Origin of the sequence: Xanthobacter albus, assembly GCF_043194895.2 — a bacterium.
Taxonomy (GTDB): Bacteria; Pseudomonadota; Alphaproteobacteria; order Rhizobiales; family Xanthobacteraceae; genus Xanthobacter.
Window position 1 is genome coordinate 3072922 of sequence record NZ_CM195532.1, and the last position, 17127, is coordinate 3090048.

Genomic DNA, 17127 nt, shown 5'->3' on the forward strand with positions numbered 1-17127 from the left:
GTGCATGAAGATCTCTCCGCCCTCGAGAGGCGGATCGGCTATGGCTTCAAGGATCGGGCCCTGCTCGATCTGGCCTTGTCCCACATCAGCGCCGTGAAGGGCGAGGCCCCGCGGCTGCGCTCCTACCAGCGGCTCGAATTCCTGGGCGACCACGTGCTCGGGTCCGTGGTCTCGCACATGCTCTACGACGCCTTTCCGGAGGCGGAGGAGGGCGAGCTTTCCCGCCGCCTCGCGGAGCTGGTGCGGGAGGAGGCCTGCGCCGAGGTCGCGGCCGACATGAACCTCGGCCCCCACATCCGCCTCGGGCCGGGGGAGGCGCAGTCGGGCACCCACAAGCGGCGTGCCATCCTCGCCGACGTGACCGAGAGCGTTGTGGCGGCGGTGTTCCTGGACGGCGGCTACCCCGCTGCGAACGCGCTGGTGGAGCGCTACTGGCGCCCCCGCCTGGAGGCCCCCCGCCGGCCCTTGCGCGACGCCAAGACCGTACTTCAGGAATGGGCGCAGGCGCGCGGCCTGCCGCCGCCGAGCTACCGCGAGGTGGCGCGTTCGGGACCCGACCACGCCCCGCGCTTCACAGTTGCCGTCGACCTGCCGGGGCTCGTCCCGGCGGAGGCGGAAGGAAACTCCAAGCAGGCGGCGCAGAAGGCCGCTGCCGCCGCCTTCCTGGTACGGGAAGGCGTGTGGGAAAAGGATGCGAGCCGAGCATGACCGACAAGCGACGCGGCAAGGCCGGGCCCGCCATGCCCGGCACCACCACGGCTTCGGCCGGGGCGGAGATCAACGAGGAAGAGGCGCTGCGGCAGGCGGCCCCCGAGGACGCGGGGGACGAGGGCTTCGACGATCTCGATCATGATGACATCGATGACGATTTCGAGGACGACGACGCGTCGGAGGCCGAAACGCCGCCTGCTGCTGCGGGTCCGACCCGTTGCGGCTTCGTCGCCCTTCTCGGCGCCCCGAACGCCGGCAAGTCCACGCTGACCAACGCGCTGGTGGGCACCAAGGTGTCCATCGTCTCCCACAAGGTGCAGACCACGCGCTCCATCGTGCGTGGCATCGCGTTGGAGGGGGCCGCGCAGATCGTCCTGGTGGACACGCCCGGCATCTTCGCGCCCAAGCGGCGGCTGGAGCGGGCCATGGTGGCGAGTGCCTGGACCCACGCCGCCGACGCGGACGTGATCGCCCTTCTGGTGGACGCCAAGCGCGGCGTGGACGAGGAGATCGAGGCGCTGGTCGCCCCGCTTTCGGAGATCCGCAAGCCGCGTGCGCTGATCCTCAACAAGATCGATCTCATCCGCCGCGATACGCTGCTGGCGCTGTCGGCGGAGATCAATTCCCGCATGCCGTTCGACCGGGTGTTCATGGTGTCCGCGCACACCGGCGACGGGGTGGCGGACGTGCGCCGCTGGTTCGCCGAGACGGTGCCGCCCGGCCCCTGGCTCTACCCGGAAGACCAGATCTCCGACGCGCCCATGCGCATGCTGGCGGCGGAGATTACGCGCGAAAAGATGTTCCTGCGCCTCCACGACGAGCTGCCCTACCGCTCCACGGTGGAAACCGAGAGCTGGAAGGAGCTGCGCGACGGCTCGGTGCGCATCGAGCAGACCATCTATGTGGAGCGCGAGAGCCAGAGGAAGATCGCGCTCGGCAAGAACGGGCAGGCCATCAAGACCATTTCCTCGGAATCGCGGGCCGAGCTCGCGGAGATTCTGGAAGTGCCGGTGCACCTGTTCCTGTTCGTGAAGGTGCGCGAGAATTGGGCTGATGACCCCGAGCGCTATCGCGAGATGGGGCTCGAATTCCCCAGGGGCGGGTGATCGCCGCCGAGGGCTGAGCCGTGGAGTGGAAGGACGAGGGCATCGTGCTGGGTGTGCGGCGCCACGGCGAGGCCAATGCCATCGTCGAGCTGCTCACGGCCCGGCGCGGGCGCCATCTGGGCATGGTGCGGGGCGGTGCCTCGCGCCGGCAGGCGCCCACGCTCCAGCCGGGCAACACGGTCAGCGCCATCTGGCGCGCCCGGCTCGACGAGCACATGGGGAACTTCACCCTGGAGCCGGTGGTGATCCGGGCCGAGATCCTCATGCGGGCGCCGCATGCCGCCTATGGCATCACCCATCTCACCCAATTGCTGCGGCTGCTGCCGGAACGTGACCCCCAGGAGGGGCTCTACATCACCCTCGGCGCCATCCTCGATGCGTTCGAGGACGCGCCCTCGGCCGGCATGCTGCTCGCGCGCTTCGAGCTGGCGCTTTTGGGGGAGCTGGGCTTCGGACTGGAGCTGGAAACCTGCGCCGCCACAGGCCGGCGTGACGACCTCATCTATGTCTCGCCCAAGAGCGGGCGCGCGGTGTGCCGCGAGGCCGGCGCGCCCTATGCTCCGCGGCTTCTGGCGCTGCCGGCCTTCCTCGTGGGGGCGGCCGCGCGTCCTTCCTCCGGCGAGGTGGAGGATGCGCTTCGCCTGACGGGCTTTTTCCTGCAGCGCCGGGTGCTGGAGCCGCGCAACCTCGATTTCTCCGAGGCGCGCGGCCATTTTATCACCGCCTGGCGGCGTGATGCCGCCTCAGGCGATTACCACCCGTAGGGCCCGCGGGGCGGCGGAGGCCCTGGGGGGCCCCAATAGGGACCGGGACGCGGCCCGCCGACCCAGACGCTGCCGCAACGGCGGACCCAGTGCCAGCGGCCGCCCCACCAGCGCCGCTCCTGCCAGCAGCGTCTCGTCCAATAGACGTTCTCGGGCCTGATCTGGAGATCGGCTGGCCCGGCCAGGGCGGGCGCGGCGCCGGCGAGCGTTCCCGCCGATGCCGGTGGCGCCGCCGCGCCGAGCAGGCCGAGCGCGACGATGCCCCCAGCCGCCCAAAGGATCTTTCGCATCACCCTCTCCTGTGTCTGAGCCGGGCGACCGATCCGTCCCGATCGGCGTCCAGCATCCGAAGGCTAGGAGCGGAGGGCGGCAGCAGTGGGACCGAACCTTGCGCAAAAGCATGCGGATTTCGGGCCGAGGTGGCCGCGTGGCGCCATTTTCGTGAATCCCGATTGATCCCTGGGGCGCGTGCGCGGCGCACAAGCGCCTTGTCGGGGCGGGCGCCGCGCGGTACTGCCAAAGCATGGCCACCCGTATTCTTCCGCCCCCCGCGCCTCCCGGCGGGAACATCGAGAATGTCGCGCTGAAGGCGGCGCTGGAGGAGCGCTACCTCGCCTACGCGCTCTCCACCATCATGCATCGCGCGCTGCCCGATGCGCGCGACGGCCTGAAGCCCGTGCACCGGCGCATCCTGCATGCCATGCGCCAATTGCGGCTCGATCCGGGGCAGGCGTTCAAGAAGTCCGCCCGCGTGGTGGGCGACGTCATCGGCAAGTTCCATCCCCACGGTGACCAGTCAGTCTACGACGCTTTGGTGCGCCTCGCCCAGGACTTCGCGCAGCGGTATCCGCTGGTGGACGGGCAGGGCAACTTCGGCAATGTGGACGGCGATAACGCCGCCGCCATGCGATACACCGAGGCCCGCCTCACCGAGACCGCCCGCCTGCTGCTCGATGGCATCGACGAGGACGCGGTGGACTTCCGCCCCACCTATGACGGCTCCGAGGAGGAGCCGGTGGTGCTGCCGGCGGCCTTCCCGAACCTGCTCGCGAACGGCTCCCAGGGCATCGCCGTGGGCATGGCCACCTCCATTCCGCCCCACAATGCGGCCGAGCTGCTGGATGCGGCGCTCCACCTCGTGGAGCATCCGAACGCCCTCGCCGTGGACCTGCTGAAGTATGTGCCGGGGCCGGACTTCCCCACCGGCGGCGTGCTGGTGGACGATCCGGTGGGCGTGGCCGAGGCCTATGCCACCGGGCGCGGCTCGTTCCGCGTGCGTGCGCGCTGGCACAAGGAGGAGACGGGCCGGGGCACCTATCTGGTGGTGGTCACCGAGATCCCCTACGGCGTCGCGAAATCCCGCCTCGTGGAGAAGATCGCCGAGCTGCTGACGGACAAGAAGCTGCCGCTGCTCGCCGACGTGCGCGACGAGAGCGCGGAGGACATCCGCCTGGTGCTGGAGCCCCGCGCCCGCACGGTGGATGCCGAGGTTCTCATGGAGAGCCTGTTCAAGCTCACCGAGCTTGAAGCGCGCGTGCCGCTCAACATGAACGTGCTGGTGCGCGGGCAGGTGCCCAAGGTGCTCTCCCTGGCCGAGGCGCTGCGCGAGTGGCTGGACCACCGGCGCGAGGTGCTGCTGCGCCGCTCCCGCTATCGGCTGGAGCAGATCGCCCACCGGCTGGAGGTGCTGGGCGGCTACCTCATCGCCTATCTCAACCTCGATGAGGTCATCCGCATCATCCGCGAGGAGGACGAGCCCAAGCAGGAGCTGATGCGGACCTTCGAGCTGAGCGACGTGCAGGCCGAATCCATCCTCAACATGCGCCTGCGATCCCTGCGCCGCCTGGAGGAGATGGAGATCCGCAAGGAGCACGACGCCCTCTCCAAGGAGCAGGACGCGCTCAACAAGCTGGTGGGCTCCGAGGGCGCGCAGTGGAAGTCCATCGCCAGGGAGATCCGCGAGACCCGCAAGACCTACGGGCCCGAAACCGCCCTCGGCAAGCGCCGCACCACCTTCGCCGCCACTCCCGAGCTGGGCGAGGAGGCCTTCACCGAGGCGCTGGTGGAGCGCGAGCCCATCACCGTCGTGGTCTCGCAGAAGGGCTGGATCCGCGCCCTGAAGGGCCACCAGCAGGACATCTCCAACCTTCAGTTCAAGACCAACGACGCGCTCGGCCACGCCTTCTTCGCCGAGACCACCTCCAAGCTCATGGTATTTGCCAGCAACGGGCGCTTCTTCACGCTCGATGCCGCCAAGCTGCCGGGCGGGCGCGGCCATGGCGAACCCATCCGCCTCATGATCGAGCTCGACCAGGAAACGGAGATCGTCTCCGTCTTCACCCACCAGCCGGGCCGCAAGCTGCTGGTGGCCTCGCGGGAGGGGCGGGGCTTCGTGGTGGGCGAGGACGATTGCATCGCCAACACCCGCAAGGGCAAGCAGGTGCTCGTCACCGATCCGCCGGACGCGGCGCTGGCCGTGCGCTTCGTGGAGGGCGACTGGGTGGCGGTGATCGGCGACAATCGCAAGCTGCTGCTGTTCCCCCTCACTCAGGTGGTCGAGATGACGCGCGGCCGCGGCGTGCGCCTGCAGCGCTATCGTGAGGGCGGCCTCTCGGACATCAAGGTGTTCCCCATGGCCGGCGGCCTCACCTGGGAGGACACCTCCGGCCGCACCTGGACCGTGACGGAGCTTCTCGACTGGCAGGGCGAGCGGGCAAGCTCCGGCCGCCTGCCGCCGAAGGGCTTCCCGCGCACGAACAAGTTCTCCTAGGGGCGGGCCCACCATGGCCGCGCCGCCCCAGGACGCCGGCCGGCGGCCACGTGAGGGCGGACCCGGCCTTTGGCTCCGCCTGTGGGAGCACCTGCGCGCGCAGGTGCGGTCCCGCGCGGTGCTGGTGGTGGTGCTCGCGGCGTTCATCGGCGTGTGCGCGGGCGCTGCCGCCACGGCCATGAGCCTCGGGACGCAGCTGATGCATGAGGTGCTGTTCCGCCTCTCGCCCGGCGAACGGCTCAGCGCCTCGGCGGCGCTCGTCTCGCCCTGGCTGGTTCTGGTGCCGGCGGCGGGTGGCCTGCTGATGGGCTTCGGCACCCTGGCGCTGAAGCGATGGCGGCCCCACGCCATCGTCGATCCCATCGAGGCCAATGCGCTGCACGGCGGGCGCATGTCGCTGACCGACAGCATCATCCTGTCGCTGCAGACCATGGTTTCCAATGGCTTCGGCGCCTCGCTTGGCCTGGAGGCGGGCTACAGCCAGATCGGCGGCGGCATCGGCTCGCGCTTCGGCCGCGTGTTCGGCCTCCGGCGCAACGACATGCGCATCCTGGTGGGGGCGGGGGCCGCAGCCGGGCTCGGCGCCGCGTTCGATGCCCCCTTGATGGGCGCCTTCTACGGTTTCGAGCTCATCATCGGGGTTTATTCCATCCCGGCCGCCGTGCCGGTGCTCACCGCCACCATGTGCGGCGTGCTCACGGCGCGGGGCCTGGGGCTGCATGCCGATTCGCTCGCCATCACCCACCTGCCGGTGGCCGAGCCTTCCCAGTTCGTGCCCTTCGCGGTGCTGGGGCTGGTGGCGGCCGGAGTGGCCATCGCCATCATGCGGCTCGTGACGGCGGTGGAGTGGACGGTGGCGCGCAGCCGCCTGCCGGCGCCCCTGCGCACCGGCCTCGCGGGGCTCGCGGTCGGCGGCCTCGCGCTCTATTCGCCGCAGGTGCTCTCCGATGGCCACGGCGCATTGCATGCGCAGGTGGACAGCGCGGTGACATGGTCGGTCGCGGCCATCTTCGCGCTCAAGGTGCTGGCGTCGGCGCTCTCGGTCGGGTCCGGCTTCCGCGGCGGGCTGTTCTTCGCCTCCCTGTTCCTGGGGGCGGTGATGGGCAAGCTCTACGCGGCGGCGGCCGAACTTCTCCTGCCCGGGCTCGGGCTTGCGCCGCAGCTCGCGGCGGTGGCGGGCATGGGGGCGCTGGCGGTGGGGGTCATCGGCGGGCCGCTCACCATGAGCTTCCTGGTGCTGGAGATGACGGGGGACCTCACCCTCACCGGCCTCGTGGTAAGCGCGGCGGCGGTGACCTCGCTGACAGTGCGGGAAACCTTCGGCTATTCCTTCTCCACATGGCGCCTGCACCTGCGCGGCGAGAGCATCCGCGGGGCGCAGGATGTGGGCTGGGTGCGCGACCTCACGGTCGCCGCCATGATGCGCACGGACATGCGGACCTTTCCGGAGGACGGCACCATGGGCGCGCTCCGCGCGGCGTTCCCCCTGGGCACGGCGCGGGTGGTGGTGCTGGTGGATGCGGCGGGCGGATACGCCGGCATCGTCCGCCTCTCGGAGGCCCACGCCCCCCGTTTCGTCCCGGATGCGCCGGCGCGGGAGGTGGCCCGCCATGGCGATGCCATGCTGCTGCCGGGCATGAACGTGAAGGAGGCCGCGCTCGCCTTCGAGAGGGCTGGCGCCGAGGAGCTGCCGGTGGTGGGCGACCCTGGCTCGCGCCGGCTGGTGGGCCTGCTCAGCGAGTCCCATGTGCTGCGCAGCTATGCGGAGCGCCTCGACATGGCCCGCCGTGGCCTGGGCGCGGAAGACTGAGACCAATGGCCCTCGTGCTCGATACCCTGGATGTTGGTTCAACACGGGCGGCGTTTGAGTGGACCTGAACGGTTCCGCGCGAAGGCCGGGGCCGATGGGGGGACGCGAAAACGCAAAAGCCCGGGCAGAGCCCGGGCTTCGGCATCACAACACGACGGTTGCGAGAATGTCGTTCAGGCGCCGCGGGTCCAGCGCACGGCGGCCTCGGCCACGCGCTTGCCGAGGTGGGCGGCGGTCTTGCGGTCGGCCTCCGGGGGCACCACGTCGGCGCCCTGGTCCACGTTCGACTGGGCGAAGGCGCCGCCGAAGCCGCCGAGGCGGTTCAGGTCGTTGATGGAGGCGGTGGAGGAGTTGTTGCCGGGGTGCAGGCCCAGGCCCACCCAGACCATGCCGTGCTGCTGGGACAGGGTGATGAGGGCATTCAGGCCCTGCGCCTTGTCGCCGCTCTGGCTGCCGGAGTTCACGAAGCCGGCGGCGAGCTTGTCCTTCCACGCCAGGGACATCCAGCGCTTGGAGCTCTTCTCGGCGAACGCCTGGAAGCCGGCGGAAACGTTGCCCATGTAGATGGGCGAGCCGAAGATGATGGCGGCGGCGCCGTCCAGCACCTCCCACTTGGAATCCACCTCGTCGACGGAGATGAGGACGCCGTCCACGGCCTCCACGTCCTTGATGCCGGCGAGCACGGCTTCGGCCTGGACCTTCGTGTGGCCGTAGCCGGAATGATAGACGATGGCGACAACGGGCTTGGACATCTGAGTCTCCCCTGAAATTCGGTGGCCCCTTTCTGCCGTGCAAATCTGACGCTTTCCAGACGCTAATGCGCAATCAGTGTATGCGCTGATGCAATGCTCGCGTTCGTCGCGTCATCCTTAAGGGCATGGAAACCGGCAGCGGCGATGATGGCGCCATGCAAAGCCGCTCCCGCCTCCAATCCGCGCTCGCGACCCTGGCCCTGCACATCGGGGCGGCGGCGCTCATCGCCTACTTTGCCTACAACGCCTACACGGGCGACCATGGCATCGTCGCGCAGCGCAACTACGAGCAGGAGGCGCAGCACCTGGAGGCGGAGCTCGCCACGCTGAAGGCGCAGCGCCAGGCGATCGAGAACAAGGTGTCGCTGCTCGCCGCGACCCGGCTCGATCCGGACATGCTGGATGAGGAAGGGCGGCGCCAGCTCAACTTCATTCACCCCAAGGATCTGGTGCTGCTGCGCAGCAAATGAACTGAGTTTGAGTTTATTACACAGTTGAACCACAATTTGGTTCAATCGTTCAAAATCAAGAGTTTACAACGTGTTGCGGTGCAATAACCACAATTCGCGCTTTGCGGGTGGTGGAAGGTGCGCTAGAGAGTGCGGCGATTTCAGCGCATCCAGAGGTCGCCGATGGCTCCCAGGAAATCCGCCGCACGCGCCGCCACAGCCGCGGGCGGGACTGCAACCTTCACGAGGGAAGACGAGCTCTCCGCCTACCGCGAGATGCTGCTGATCCGCCGCTTCGAGGAGAAGGCGGGCCAGATGTATGGCATGGGCCTCATCGGCGGCTTCTGCCACCTCTACATCGGCCAGGAGGCCGTGGTGGTGGGCATGCAGATGGCCATGAAGGATGGCGACCAGGTCATTACCGGCTACCGCGACCATGGCCACATGCTGGCCGCAGGCATGAGCCCCAACGGCGTGATGGCCGAGCTCACCGGCCGTCGCGGCGGCTATTCCAAGGGCAAGGGCGGCTCGATGCACATGTTCAGCATCGAGAAGCAGTTCTTCGGCGGCCACGGCATCGTGGGCGCGCAGGTCTCGCTCGGCACCGGCCTCGCCTTCGCCGACCGCTACAAGGGCAATGGCGCGGTTTCCGTCACCTATTTCGGTGACGGCGCGGCCAACCAGGGGCAGGTCTACGAGAGCTTCAACATGGCGGAGCTTTGGAAGCTGCCCGTCGTGTACGTGATCGAGAACAACAAGTACGCCATGGGCACCTCCGTGACCCGCTCCTCCGCCCAGCCGGACTTCTCCAAGCGCGGCGTCTCCTTCAACATTCCCGGCGAGCAGGTGGACGGCATGGACGTGCGTGCCGTGCACGCCGCCGGCGAGCGGGCGCTGGCCTTCGCCCGCGAGGGTAACGGCCCCTACATCCTGGAGATGCAGACCTACCGCTATCGCGGCCACTCCATGTCCGATCCGGCCAAGTACCGGTCGAAGGAGGAGGTGCAGAAGATGCGGACCGAGCACGATCCCATCGAGCAGGTGCGCGCCCGCCTGCTGAACGAGCACGGTGCCACCGAGGACGAGCTGAAGAAGATCGACGCCGAAGTGCGCGACATCGTCGCCGCCTCCGCCGACTTCGCGACTCACGATCCGGAGCCCGACCCCGCCGAGCTCTACACCGACGTGATGCGCTGAGCGCGCCCGTGGCCGCCGCCTTCCCGCTCCCCCCGCGCGCCGCCTTGGCTGCAGGGCATGTCGCGGTGAAGGTGGGCGGCCGGGCCCGCGGCCCGCACCGCGCTTTCCTTTGGCCGCCTGCGGCGGATGCCGCGACGGTCCCAGCCTTTCTTCCGAAACATTCGCGCGCGTCCGCGGGGGGCGAGGCCCCCGTGCCCGGAGCGCCGCCGAGCAAGAGCTGACAGCCATGGCCATCGACGTCCTCATGCCGGCCCTGTCTCCCACCATGGAGAAGGGCAACCTGACCAAGTGGGTGAAGAAGGAAGGCGAAACGGTGAAATCCGGCGACGTGCTCGCCGAGATCGAGACCGACAAGGCCACCATGGAGGTGGAGGCCGTGGACGAGGGCGTGCTGGCCAGGATCCTGGTGCCGGAGGGCACGCAGGACGTGGCGGTGAACACGCCCATCGCCATCATCGCCGCCGAGGGCGAGGACGTGAGCGCCGCGCCCGTGGTCAACCCTGCCGCCGTGGCGCAGGCTCCCGCGCCGGTGGCTGCGCCCGCCGTCGCTGCTGCTGTGGCCGAACCGGTGGCCGTGGCGGCGAGCGACCCGGAGGTGCCGGCCGGCACCGAATACGTCACCATGACCGTGCGCGAGGCCCTGCGCGATGCCATGGCCGAGGAGATGCGCCGCGACGGCGATGTGTTCGTGATGGGCGAAGAAGTCGCCGAATACCAGGGCGCCTACAAGATCACCCAGGGGCTGCTGCAAGAGTTCGGCGAGCGGCGCGTCATCGACACGCCCATCACCGAGCACGGCTTTGCCGGCGTGGGCGTGGGCGCGGCGTTCGCGGGGCTGAAGCCCATCGTGGAGTTCATGACCTTCAACTTCGCCATGCAGGCCATCGACCAGATCATCAACTCGGCGGCCAAGACCCACTACATGTCTGGCGGGCAGGTCAGTTCCTCCATCGTGTTCCGCGGCCCCAACGGCGCGGCCGCCCGCGTCGCCGCCCAGCACAGCCAGGATTACACCGCCTGGTATTCCAACGTGCCGGGCCTCAAGGTGATCGCCCCCTATTCGGCGGCCGACGCCAAGGGCCTGCTGAAGGCCGCCATCCGCGATCCCAACCCGGTAATCTTCCTGGAGAACGAGATCCTCTACGGCCACTCCTTCGAGGTGCCGAAGCTGGATGACTTCGTGCTGCCCATCGGCAAGGCGCGCATCGCGCGGGCGGGCAAGGATGCCACCCTCGTTTCCTTCTCCATCGGCATGACCTATGCGCTGAAGGCGGCCGACGAGCTGGCCAAGCAGGGCATCGAGGTGGAAGTGGTGGACCTGCGCACCATCCGCCCCATGGATGTCGAGACCATCGTGGCGTCGGTGAAGAAGACCGGCCGCTGCGTCACCGTGGAGGAGGGCTGGCCGCAGTCCGGCATCGGCGCCGAGATCGCCGCCCAGCTCATGGACAAGGCGTTCGATTATCTCGACGCCCCGGTGCTGCGCGTGACGGGCAAGGATGTGCCCATGCCCTACGCCGCCAATCTCGAGAAGCTCGCCCTGCCGTCGGTCGCCGAGGTGATCGAGGCCGTCCGCGCCGTGACCTATCGCTGAGGGGTTTTGCGATGCCCATCGATATCCTGATGCCCGCCCTTTCCCCCACCATGGAGAAGGGCAACCTCGCCAAGTGGGTCAAGAAGGAAGGCGATACGGTGAAGTCCGGCGACGTGATCGCCGAGATCGAGACCGACAAGGCCACCATGGAAGTGGAGGCCGTGGACGAGGGCGTGCTGGCTAAGATTCTGGTGCCGGAAGGCGCGCAGGATGTGCCGGTGAATCAGCTCATCGCGGTGCTGGCGGCCGAGGGGGAGGACCCGAAGGCGGTCGCGGCCTCGGCGGGGCAGGGCGGGGCGCCCACCGCCCCCGCGGCGCCCGCCCCCTCCGCCCCGAGCGTTCCGGCTCCGAGCGCTCCCGCGGCGGCTCCGGCGCCTGTCGCCGTGCCTGCGGCCTCCCCCGCGACCGGGCGCGTGTTCGCCTCGCCGCTGGCGCGCCGCCTCGCGAAGGACAAGGGCGTCGATCTCGCGGCGGTCGCTGGCTCCGGGCCCCACGGGCGCATCATCGCCCGCGATATCGAGGCGGCCCAGCCGGGCGCCAAGGCGGCCCCCGCGCCAGCCGCCGCTCCGGCTCCTGCCGCCCAGGCGCCGGCCGCGCCCAAGGCGGCCCTTGCCGCTGCGCCGGGCGTGGAGCAGGTCAAGGCCATGTTCGAGCCCGGCTCCTATGAGGAAGTCCAGCTCGACGGCATGCGCAAGACCATCGCCCGCCGCCTGGTGGAGAGCGAGCAGGTGACCCCCACCTTCTTCCTCACGGTGGATTGCGACCTCGACGACCTCACGGCCCTGCGCGAGCAGGTGAACGCCAATGCCCCCAAGGACAAGGACGGCAAGCCCGCCTACCGCGTCTCGGTGAACGACTTCATCATCAAGGCGCTGGCCCTCGGGCTCCAGAAGGTGCCGGCCTGCAACGCGGTGTGGGCCGAAGACCGCATCCTGCGCATGAAGCACTCGGACGTCGGCGTGGCGGTGGCCATCGATGGCGGCCTCTATGCACCGGTGGTGAAGAAGGCGGAGCAGAAGACCATCTCCGTCATCTCCAACGAGATGCGCGATCTCGCCACCCGCGCCCGCGCCAAGAAGCTGAAGCCGGAGGAATATTCCGGCGGCTCGTCCTCGGTGTCGAACCTGGGGATGATGGGCATCCGCAATTTCACGGCCATCATCAATGCGCCGCAGGCGTCCATCTTCGCCATCGGCGCCTCCGAGCAGCGTGTGGTGGCGCGCGGCGGGGAGATGAAGGTGGTGACGCAGATGACCGTCACCATGACCTGCGACCACCGCGTGATGGACGGTGCCCTGGGCGCCGAGCTGCTGGCGGCGTTCAAGGGCTTCATCGAAAAGCCCATGTCCATGCTGGTGTGACGATGCGGCGTGAGTGCGCGCCTGAGGGGCGAGGTGGGGCGGATCTCGCCCTCGCCGGGCTGATAATATAAGGCAGGCGCGGCGCGCTCCCCGCGTGCCGCGTGCCCATCAGGCGCTTCGCGAGGACCGGTGCCGCCAACCCGTGGGTGGCGCCCAAGACAACAGGTGAACGAAAATGAGCAACACGCCCCACGAACTCGCCTCCGACTTCCCGGAATATGCCGAGAAGATCCAGTCCCTGAAGGCGAGCAACGCGCATTTCGCCAAGCTCTATGACGCCTATCACGAGGTGAACGGCAAGGTGCACCGCGCCGAGACCGACGTGGAGCCCACCGGCGACGATGAGGTGGAGGCCATGCGCCGCGCGCGCATGCAGCTCAAGGACGAGCTCTACGCCATCCTCTCCAAGTGAGTCTCTCCTGAGTCTCCCCGCGTGAGCTTCGCGCGCGCCGGGTTGTGGTGAGCGCCGCGTGTTACCGTGAGGCGGGCGTCGCCCGCCTCCACTTTCGCTGCTGCCGCCTACCCCCGAAAGGGACGGCGGCGCGGGCCCGAGGCCCTGCGCAAACGAAGGCGCCGGCAGCAGGGCGACCTTGAAGGGCGACCTTGATGAAGCTCTATCTCGCCGGCCCCGAAGTCTTCCTCGATGATGCGCGCGAGATCGGCCGGCGCAAGCTGGAGCTGTGTGCCCGATTCGGCTTCACCGGCCTCTTTCCCATCGACGGCGAGCCGCTGCTGGTGGACGAGGGGGGCACGCTCTCCCGCACCATCTTCGCCAACAATCTCTCCCTGATGCGCGCCGCCGATGCGGTGCTCGCCAATCTCACGCCGTTTCGGGGTATCAGCGCCGATCCCGGCACCGCGTTCGAGGTGGGCTTCGCCTTCGCCCTGGGCAAGCCGGTGGCCGCCTACAGCAACGCGCCAGGGGAGCTTCTGCACCGCGCTCATGCGGCGGTCGGGCGCGCGGAGGAGGGCGGGGCGCATACCTTTCTGGCCGACGGGCTCCATGTGGAGGACTTCGGCCATTTCGACAATCTCATGCTGGCCGAGGCGCTCGAGGCGAGCCGCCTGCCGGTGATCCAGGCCGAAACCCCGGCCGCGGAGCCGTTCCGCGATCTCACCCTGTTCGAGCGGGCGCTCGCCGCCTTGGCCGAGGCCCGCGCGGCGGGCCGGCTTTCCACGTCTTCACCCCAGATCCCTGCACCCTAGATCCCTGACCCTGCCGAAGGCGCGCGGCGCGGCGGCATTGCGAGGAGGCTTCCATGGCGGACACCTACGACATCATCGTCATCGGCGGCGGGCCCGGCGGCTATGTGGCCGCCATCCGCGCCGCGCAGCTCGGCTTCAAGACCGCCGTGGTGGAAAAGAGCCATCTGGGCGGCATCTGCCTCAACTGGGGCTGCATCCCCACCAAGGCGCTGCTGCGCTCGGCCGAGATCTACCACTACATGGAGCATGCGAAGGATTACGGGCTGTCGGTGGAGAAACCCTCCTTCGATATCGCGGCCGTGGTGAAGCGCTCGCGCGGGGTTTCCTCCCAGCTCGCCACCGGCGTCGGCTTCCTGCTGAACAAGAACAAGGTGGACGTGATCTGGGGCAAGGCCACCTTCGCCGCCCCCGGCAAGCTGAAGGTGGAGGCCGCCGCCAACCCGCCCAAGGGCGCCAAGGGCGGCGGCGACTATGAGGCGAAGCACATCATCGTCGCCACCGGCGCCCGCCCCCGCGCCCTGCCGGGCCTGGAGCCGGACAAGAAGCTGATCTGGACCTATTTCGACGCCCTGGTGCCGGAGAAGACCCCCAAGAGTCTGCTGGTGATGGGCTCCGGCGCCATCGGCATCGAGTTCGCTTCCTTCTACCGCACCATGGGCGCGGAGGTAACGGTGGTGGAGGTGCTGCCGCAGATCCTGCCGGTGGAGGACGAGGAAATCGCCGCCATCGCCCGAAAGCGCTTCGAGAAGCAGGGCATGAAGATCATGTCCGGCGCCAAGGTCGCCGGCGTCACCAAGCAGGCGGACAGCCTCACCGTCCATGTGGTGGATGAGAAGGGCGCCAGGCACGACATCACCGTGGAGCGCATGATCTCCGCCGTGGGTGTGGTGGGCAACGTCGAGGGCCTGGGGCTGGAAGCCATCGGCGTGCAGCACGAGCGCGGCATCATCGCCACCGATGGCTATGGCCGCACCAACGTGCCCGGCGTCTACGCCATCGGCGATATCGCCGGCGCCCCCATGCTGGCCCACAAGGCGGAGCACGAGGGCGTCATCTGCGTGGAAACCATCAAGGGCCTCCACACCCACCCCATGGACAAGGGCAAGATCCCCGGCTGCACCTATTGCATGCCGCAGATCGCCTCCGTGGGCCTCACCGAGAAGAAGGCGAAGGAGGCCGGCCGGCAGATCAAGGTGGGTCGCTTCCCCTTCATCGGCAACGGCAAGGCCATCGCGCTCGGGGAGCCGGACGGGCTGGTCAAGACCATCTTCGACGCCAAGACCGGCGAGCTCCTGGGCGCCCACATGGTGGGGGCGGAGGTGACCGAGCTGATCCAGGGCTTCGTGGTGGCGATGAACCTGGAGACCACCGAGGAGGAGCTGATCCACACGGTGTTCCCGCACCCGACCCTGTCGGAGATGATGCACGAGAGCGTCATGGCCGCATACGGGCGCGCCATCCACATCTGACGTCCGGACGGGCATGGCGGCTAGGCTTCCGCCCGCCGCTGCACCCGCGCGGATTTTCGGATAAGAAGGTAAGGTCGCGCCATGTGGGGCGGCAATTGGTGACGCGGGGGCGAGGATGGACACCGAAACCTACGCATTCCTGAACCAGCCGGGCGTCGGCTTTTTCTCCATGCTGCTCATCGGCGTCATCGCCGGCTGGGTGGCAGAGCGGGTGACGGAGAGCAACCACGGGCTTCTCACCAATCTGGTGGTGGGCATCCTGGGGGCGTTCTTCGGCGGGTGGCTGGCGGCCCAGCTCGCCATTCCGGTGTTCGGCTTCTTCCGCACGCTGGTGGCGGCCATCGTGGGCGCGATCATCCTGCTCTGGGGCTGGCGCGCCATCCGCTCCCGCTAGCGGGAGGCTTGGGCCGAACAGGCGGGTGGCGCGGGGGAGGGCGCTCGCCTATATGGAAAAGCTTCCCCCACATGCCGGGAGATCGGTTGTCCGCGCGGCGGCAACCGCATGAAGTTGGACAACGCCATGGTCAATGTGATCAACACGCTGAACCGTCCCCGCCACCCGGAGAAGGCCCACCGGCCCCTGACCGAGGTGCAGCGCAAGCCGGAATGGATCCGCGTGAAGGCGCCCGGCTCGGCCGGCTGGTCGGAGACGGCCGGCATCGTGCGCGCGAACGGCCTGCACACCGTGTGCGAGGAGGCCGGCTGCCCCAACATCGGCGAATGCTGGGAAAAGAAGCACGCGACCATGATGATCATGGGCGACACGTGCACCCGCGCCTGCGCCTTCTGCAACGTGCGCACCGGCCTGCCGGGCCCGCTCGACCAGGATGAGCCCGAAAAGGTGGCCGATGCGGTGGGGCGCCTGGGGCTGTCCCACGTGGTCATCACCTCCGTGGACCGGGACGACCTGGCGGATGGCGGGGCCGAGCATTTCGCCCGCACCATCGCCGCCATCCGCGTCGCGAGCCCGAAGACCACCATCGAGATCCTCACCCCAGACTTCCTGCGCAAGGACGGGGCGCTGGAGGTGGTGGTGGCGGCCAGGCCGGACGTGTTCAACCACAATCTGGAAACCGTGCCCTCTAAGTATCTGACGGTGCGGCCGGGCGCGCGTTACTTCCACTCCCTGCGCCTGCTGCAGAAGGTGAAGGAGCTCGACCCCTCCATCTTCACCAAGTCCGGCATCATGGTGGGCCTGGGCGAGGAGCGGAACGAGGTGCTCCAGCTCATGGACGACCTGCGCTCGGCGGAGGTGGATTTCATCACCATCGGCCAGTATCTCCAGCCCACGCGCCAGCACCACAAGGTCGAGAAGTTCGTGACGCCGGACGAGTTCAAGGCCTATGAGACGGTGGCCTTCGCCAAGGGCTTCCTGATGGTGTCGTCGAGCCCGCTCACCCGTTCGTCCCACCATGCGGGCGAGGATTTCGCCAAGCTGCGCGAGGCCCGCGCCGCCAAGCTGCGGCGGGCCTGAGCGACCGTGCCTTCCTTTTCCAATGCGCGGCGTGTGAAGCACGCCGCCACCGACATGTTCGACCTCGTGGCCGACGTGGAGCACTACCCCGAGTTCGTGCCCCTGTGCGCCGCGCTGCGCGTGAAGCGGCGCACCCGCTCCGAGGACGGGGTGGAGATCCTGGTGGCGGATATGACGGTCGCCTACAAGATGATCCGCGAGACCTTCGCGTCACGGGTCATGCTCGACCGCCCGCGCCTCGCCATCCATGTGGAATATCTCGACGGCCCCTTCAGCCGGCTCGACAACCGCTGGGAGTTCCTGCCGCGCGGCGAGAGGGAATCCGAGGTGAAGTTCTTCATCTCCTACGAATTCCGCTCCCGCGCGCTGGGCCTGCTCATGGGCGCCATGTTCGATGCCGCCTTCCGCCGCTTCGCCGATGCGTTCGAGGCGCGGGCGGACGAGGTGTTCGGGAAGGCTTGAAA

Annotated in this window: 16 protein-coding genes; 15 read left to right on the plus strand and 1 reads right to left on the minus strand. The window is 68.7% G+C overall.

Annotation, left to right across the window (positions count from 1 at the left end; translation table 11 throughout):
- The 5 genes from rnc (at position 1) to V5F75_RS13725 (ending at position 7161) form a co-directional block, all read left to right on the plus strand.
- A complete protein-coding gene (gene rnc / locus V5F75_RS13705; protein ID WP_394034448.1) occupies positions 1 to 708 on the plus strand; it encodes a ribonuclease III in 708 nt (235 codons plus the stop codon).
- A complete protein-coding gene (gene era, locus V5F75_RS13710; RefSeq protein ID WP_394034447.1) occupies positions 705 to 1817 on the plus strand; it encodes a GTPase Era in 1113 nt (370 codons plus the stop codon). The genes rnc and era overlap by 4 nt, the downstream gene beginning before the upstream one ends.
- A gap of 20 nt (positions 1818 to 1837) precedes the next feature.
- Positions 1838 to 2581 (plus strand): DNA repair protein RecO, encoded by a 744-nt coding sequence (gene recO, locus V5F75_RS13715; RefSeq protein WP_394034446.1) that lies wholly within the window; start codon positions 1838 to 1840, stop codon positions 2579 to 2581.
- Between the two features lie 523 nt (positions 2582 to 3104).
- Positions 3105 to 5351, plus strand: coding sequence for a DNA topoisomerase IV subunit A (gene parC, locus V5F75_RS13720; protein WP_394034445.1), 2247 nt, complete (start codon positions 3105 to 3107; stop codon positions 5349 to 5351).
- A gap of 13 nt (positions 5352 to 5364) precedes the next feature.
- Complete coding sequence (locus V5F75_RS13725; RefSeq protein ID WP_394034444.1) at positions 5365 to 7161, plus strand: chloride channel protein; 1797 nt, start codon at positions 5365 to 5367, stop codon at positions 7159 to 7161.
- A 173-nt stretch (positions 7162 to 7334) separates the two neighbouring features.
- Here the strand turns inward: V5F75_RS13725 and V5F75_RS13730 are convergent, their stop codons facing one another.
- Complete coding sequence (locus V5F75_RS13730) at positions 7335 to 7913, minus strand: flavodoxin family protein (protein WP_394034443.1); 579 nt, start codon at positions 7911 to 7913, stop codon at positions 7335 to 7337.
- Positions 7914 to 8068: 155 nt separating this feature from the next.
- Between V5F75_RS13730 and V5F75_RS13735 the strand changes: the two genes are divergently transcribed.
- The 10 genes from V5F75_RS13735 (at position 8069) to V5F75_RS13780 (ending at position 17125) form a co-directional block, all read left to right on the plus strand.
- Positions 8069 to 8383 (plus strand): FtsB family cell division protein, encoded by a 315-nt coding sequence (locus V5F75_RS13735; protein WP_394034442.1) that lies wholly within the window; start codon positions 8069 to 8071, stop codon positions 8381 to 8383.
- Between the two features lie 162 nt (positions 8384 to 8545).
- A complete protein-coding gene (pdhA, locus tag V5F75_RS13740) occupies positions 8546 to 9559 on the plus strand; it encodes a pyruvate dehydrogenase (acetyl-transferring) E1 component subunit alpha (protein ID WP_394034441.1) in 1014 nt (337 codons plus the stop codon).
- 226 nt (positions 9560 to 9785) lie between these two features.
- Positions 9786 to 11153: a pyruvate dehydrogenase complex E1 component subunit beta gene (locus V5F75_RS13745; protein ID WP_394034440.1), complete on the plus strand. Its 1368-nt coding sequence runs from the start codon at positions 9786 to 9788 to the stop codon at positions 11151 to 11153.
- Between the two features lie 11 nt (positions 11154 to 11164).
- Positions 11165 to 12514 carry a pyruvate dehydrogenase complex dihydrolipoamide acetyltransferase gene (locus V5F75_RS13750; RefSeq protein WP_394034439.1) on the plus strand — a complete coding sequence of 450 codons (1350 nt, stop codon included), beginning with the start codon at positions 11165 to 11167 and terminating at the stop codon, positions 12512 to 12514.
- 175 nt (positions 12515 to 12689) lie between these two features.
- A complete protein-coding gene (locus V5F75_RS13755) occupies positions 12690 to 12926 on the plus strand; it encodes an HP1242/YdcH family protein (RefSeq protein WP_394034438.1) in 237 nt (78 codons plus the stop codon).
- A 194-nt stretch (positions 12927 to 13120) separates the two neighbouring features.
- The gene (locus tag V5F75_RS13760; protein WP_394034437.1) at positions 13121 to 13720 is read left to right on the plus strand and encodes a nucleoside 2-deoxyribosyltransferase; all 600 of its coding nucleotides are present in this window, start codon (positions 13121 to 13123) and stop codon (positions 13718 to 13720) included.
- Between the two features lie 53 nt (positions 13721 to 13773).
- Positions 13774 to 15189, plus strand: a complete 1416-nt coding sequence (gene lpdA, locus V5F75_RS13765; RefSeq protein WP_394034436.1) for a dihydrolipoyl dehydrogenase — start codon at positions 13774 to 13776, stop codon at positions 15187 to 15189.
- A 115-nt stretch (positions 15190 to 15304) separates the two neighbouring features.
- Complete coding sequence (locus V5F75_RS13770) at positions 15305 to 15583, plus strand: GlsB/YeaQ/YmgE family stress response membrane protein (RefSeq protein ID WP_394034435.1); 279 nt, start codon at positions 15305 to 15307, stop codon at positions 15581 to 15583.
- Between the two features lie 126 nt (positions 15584 to 15709).
- Positions 15710 to 16663 carry a lipoyl synthase gene (lipA, locus tag V5F75_RS13775; protein ID WP_394034701.1) on the plus strand — a complete coding sequence of 318 codons (954 nt, stop codon included), beginning with the start codon at positions 15710 to 15712 and terminating at the stop codon, positions 16661 to 16663.
- 6 nt (positions 16664 to 16669) lie between these two features.
- A complete protein-coding gene (locus V5F75_RS13780) occupies positions 16670 to 17125 on the plus strand; it encodes a type II toxin-antitoxin system RatA family toxin (RefSeq protein ID WP_394034434.1) in 456 nt (151 codons plus the stop codon).
- The last annotated feature ends 2 nt before the right edge of the window (positions 17126 to 17127 follow it).

Coding starts and splice junctions, on each gene's coding strand:
- era (WP_394034447.1), top strand. CDS start 705: ATGACCGACAAGCGACGCGGCAAGGCCGGGCCCGCCATGCCCGGCACC.
- parC (WP_394034445.1), top strand. CDS start 3,105: ATGGCCACCCGTATTCTTCCGCCCCCCGCGCCTCCCGGCGGGAACATC.
- V5F75_RS13725 (WP_394034444.1), top strand. CDS start 5,365: ATGGCCGCGCCGCCCCAGGACGCCGGCCGGCGGCCACGTGAGGGCGGA.
- V5F75_RS13730 (WP_394034443.1), bottom strand. CDS start 7,913: ATGTCCAAGCCCGTTGTCGCCATCGTCTATCATTCCGGCTACGGCCAC.
- V5F75_RS13735 (WP_394034442.1), top strand. CDS start 8,069: ATGCAAAGCCGCTCCCGCCTCCAATCCGCGCTCGCGACCCTGGCCCTG.
- pdhA (WP_394034441.1), top strand. CDS start 8,546: ATGGCTCCCAGGAAATCCGCCGCACGCGCCGCCACAGCCGCGGGCGGG.
- V5F75_RS13745 (WP_394034440.1), top strand. CDS start 9,786: ATGGCCATCGACGTCCTCATGCCGGCCCTGTCTCCCACCATGGAGAAG.
- V5F75_RS13750 (WP_394034439.1), top strand. CDS start 11,165: ATGCCCATCGATATCCTGATGCCCGCCCTTTCCCCCACCATGGAGAAG.
- V5F75_RS13755 (WP_394034438.1), top strand. CDS start 12,690: ATGAGCAACACGCCCCACGAACTCGCCTCCGACTTCCCGGAATATGCC.
- V5F75_RS13760 (WP_394034437.1), top strand. CDS start 13,121: ATGAAGCTCTATCTCGCCGGCCCCGAAGTCTTCCTCGATGATGCGCGC.
- lpdA (WP_394034436.1), top strand. CDS start 13,774: ATGGCGGACACCTACGACATCATCGTCATCGGCGGCGGGCCCGGCGGC.
- V5F75_RS13770 (WP_394034435.1), top strand. CDS start 15,305: ATGGACACCGAAACCTACGCATTCCTGAACCAGCCGGGCGTCGGCTTT.
- lipA (WP_394034701.1), top strand. CDS start 15,710: ATGGTCAATGTGATCAACACGCTGAACCGTCCCCGCCACCCGGAGAAG.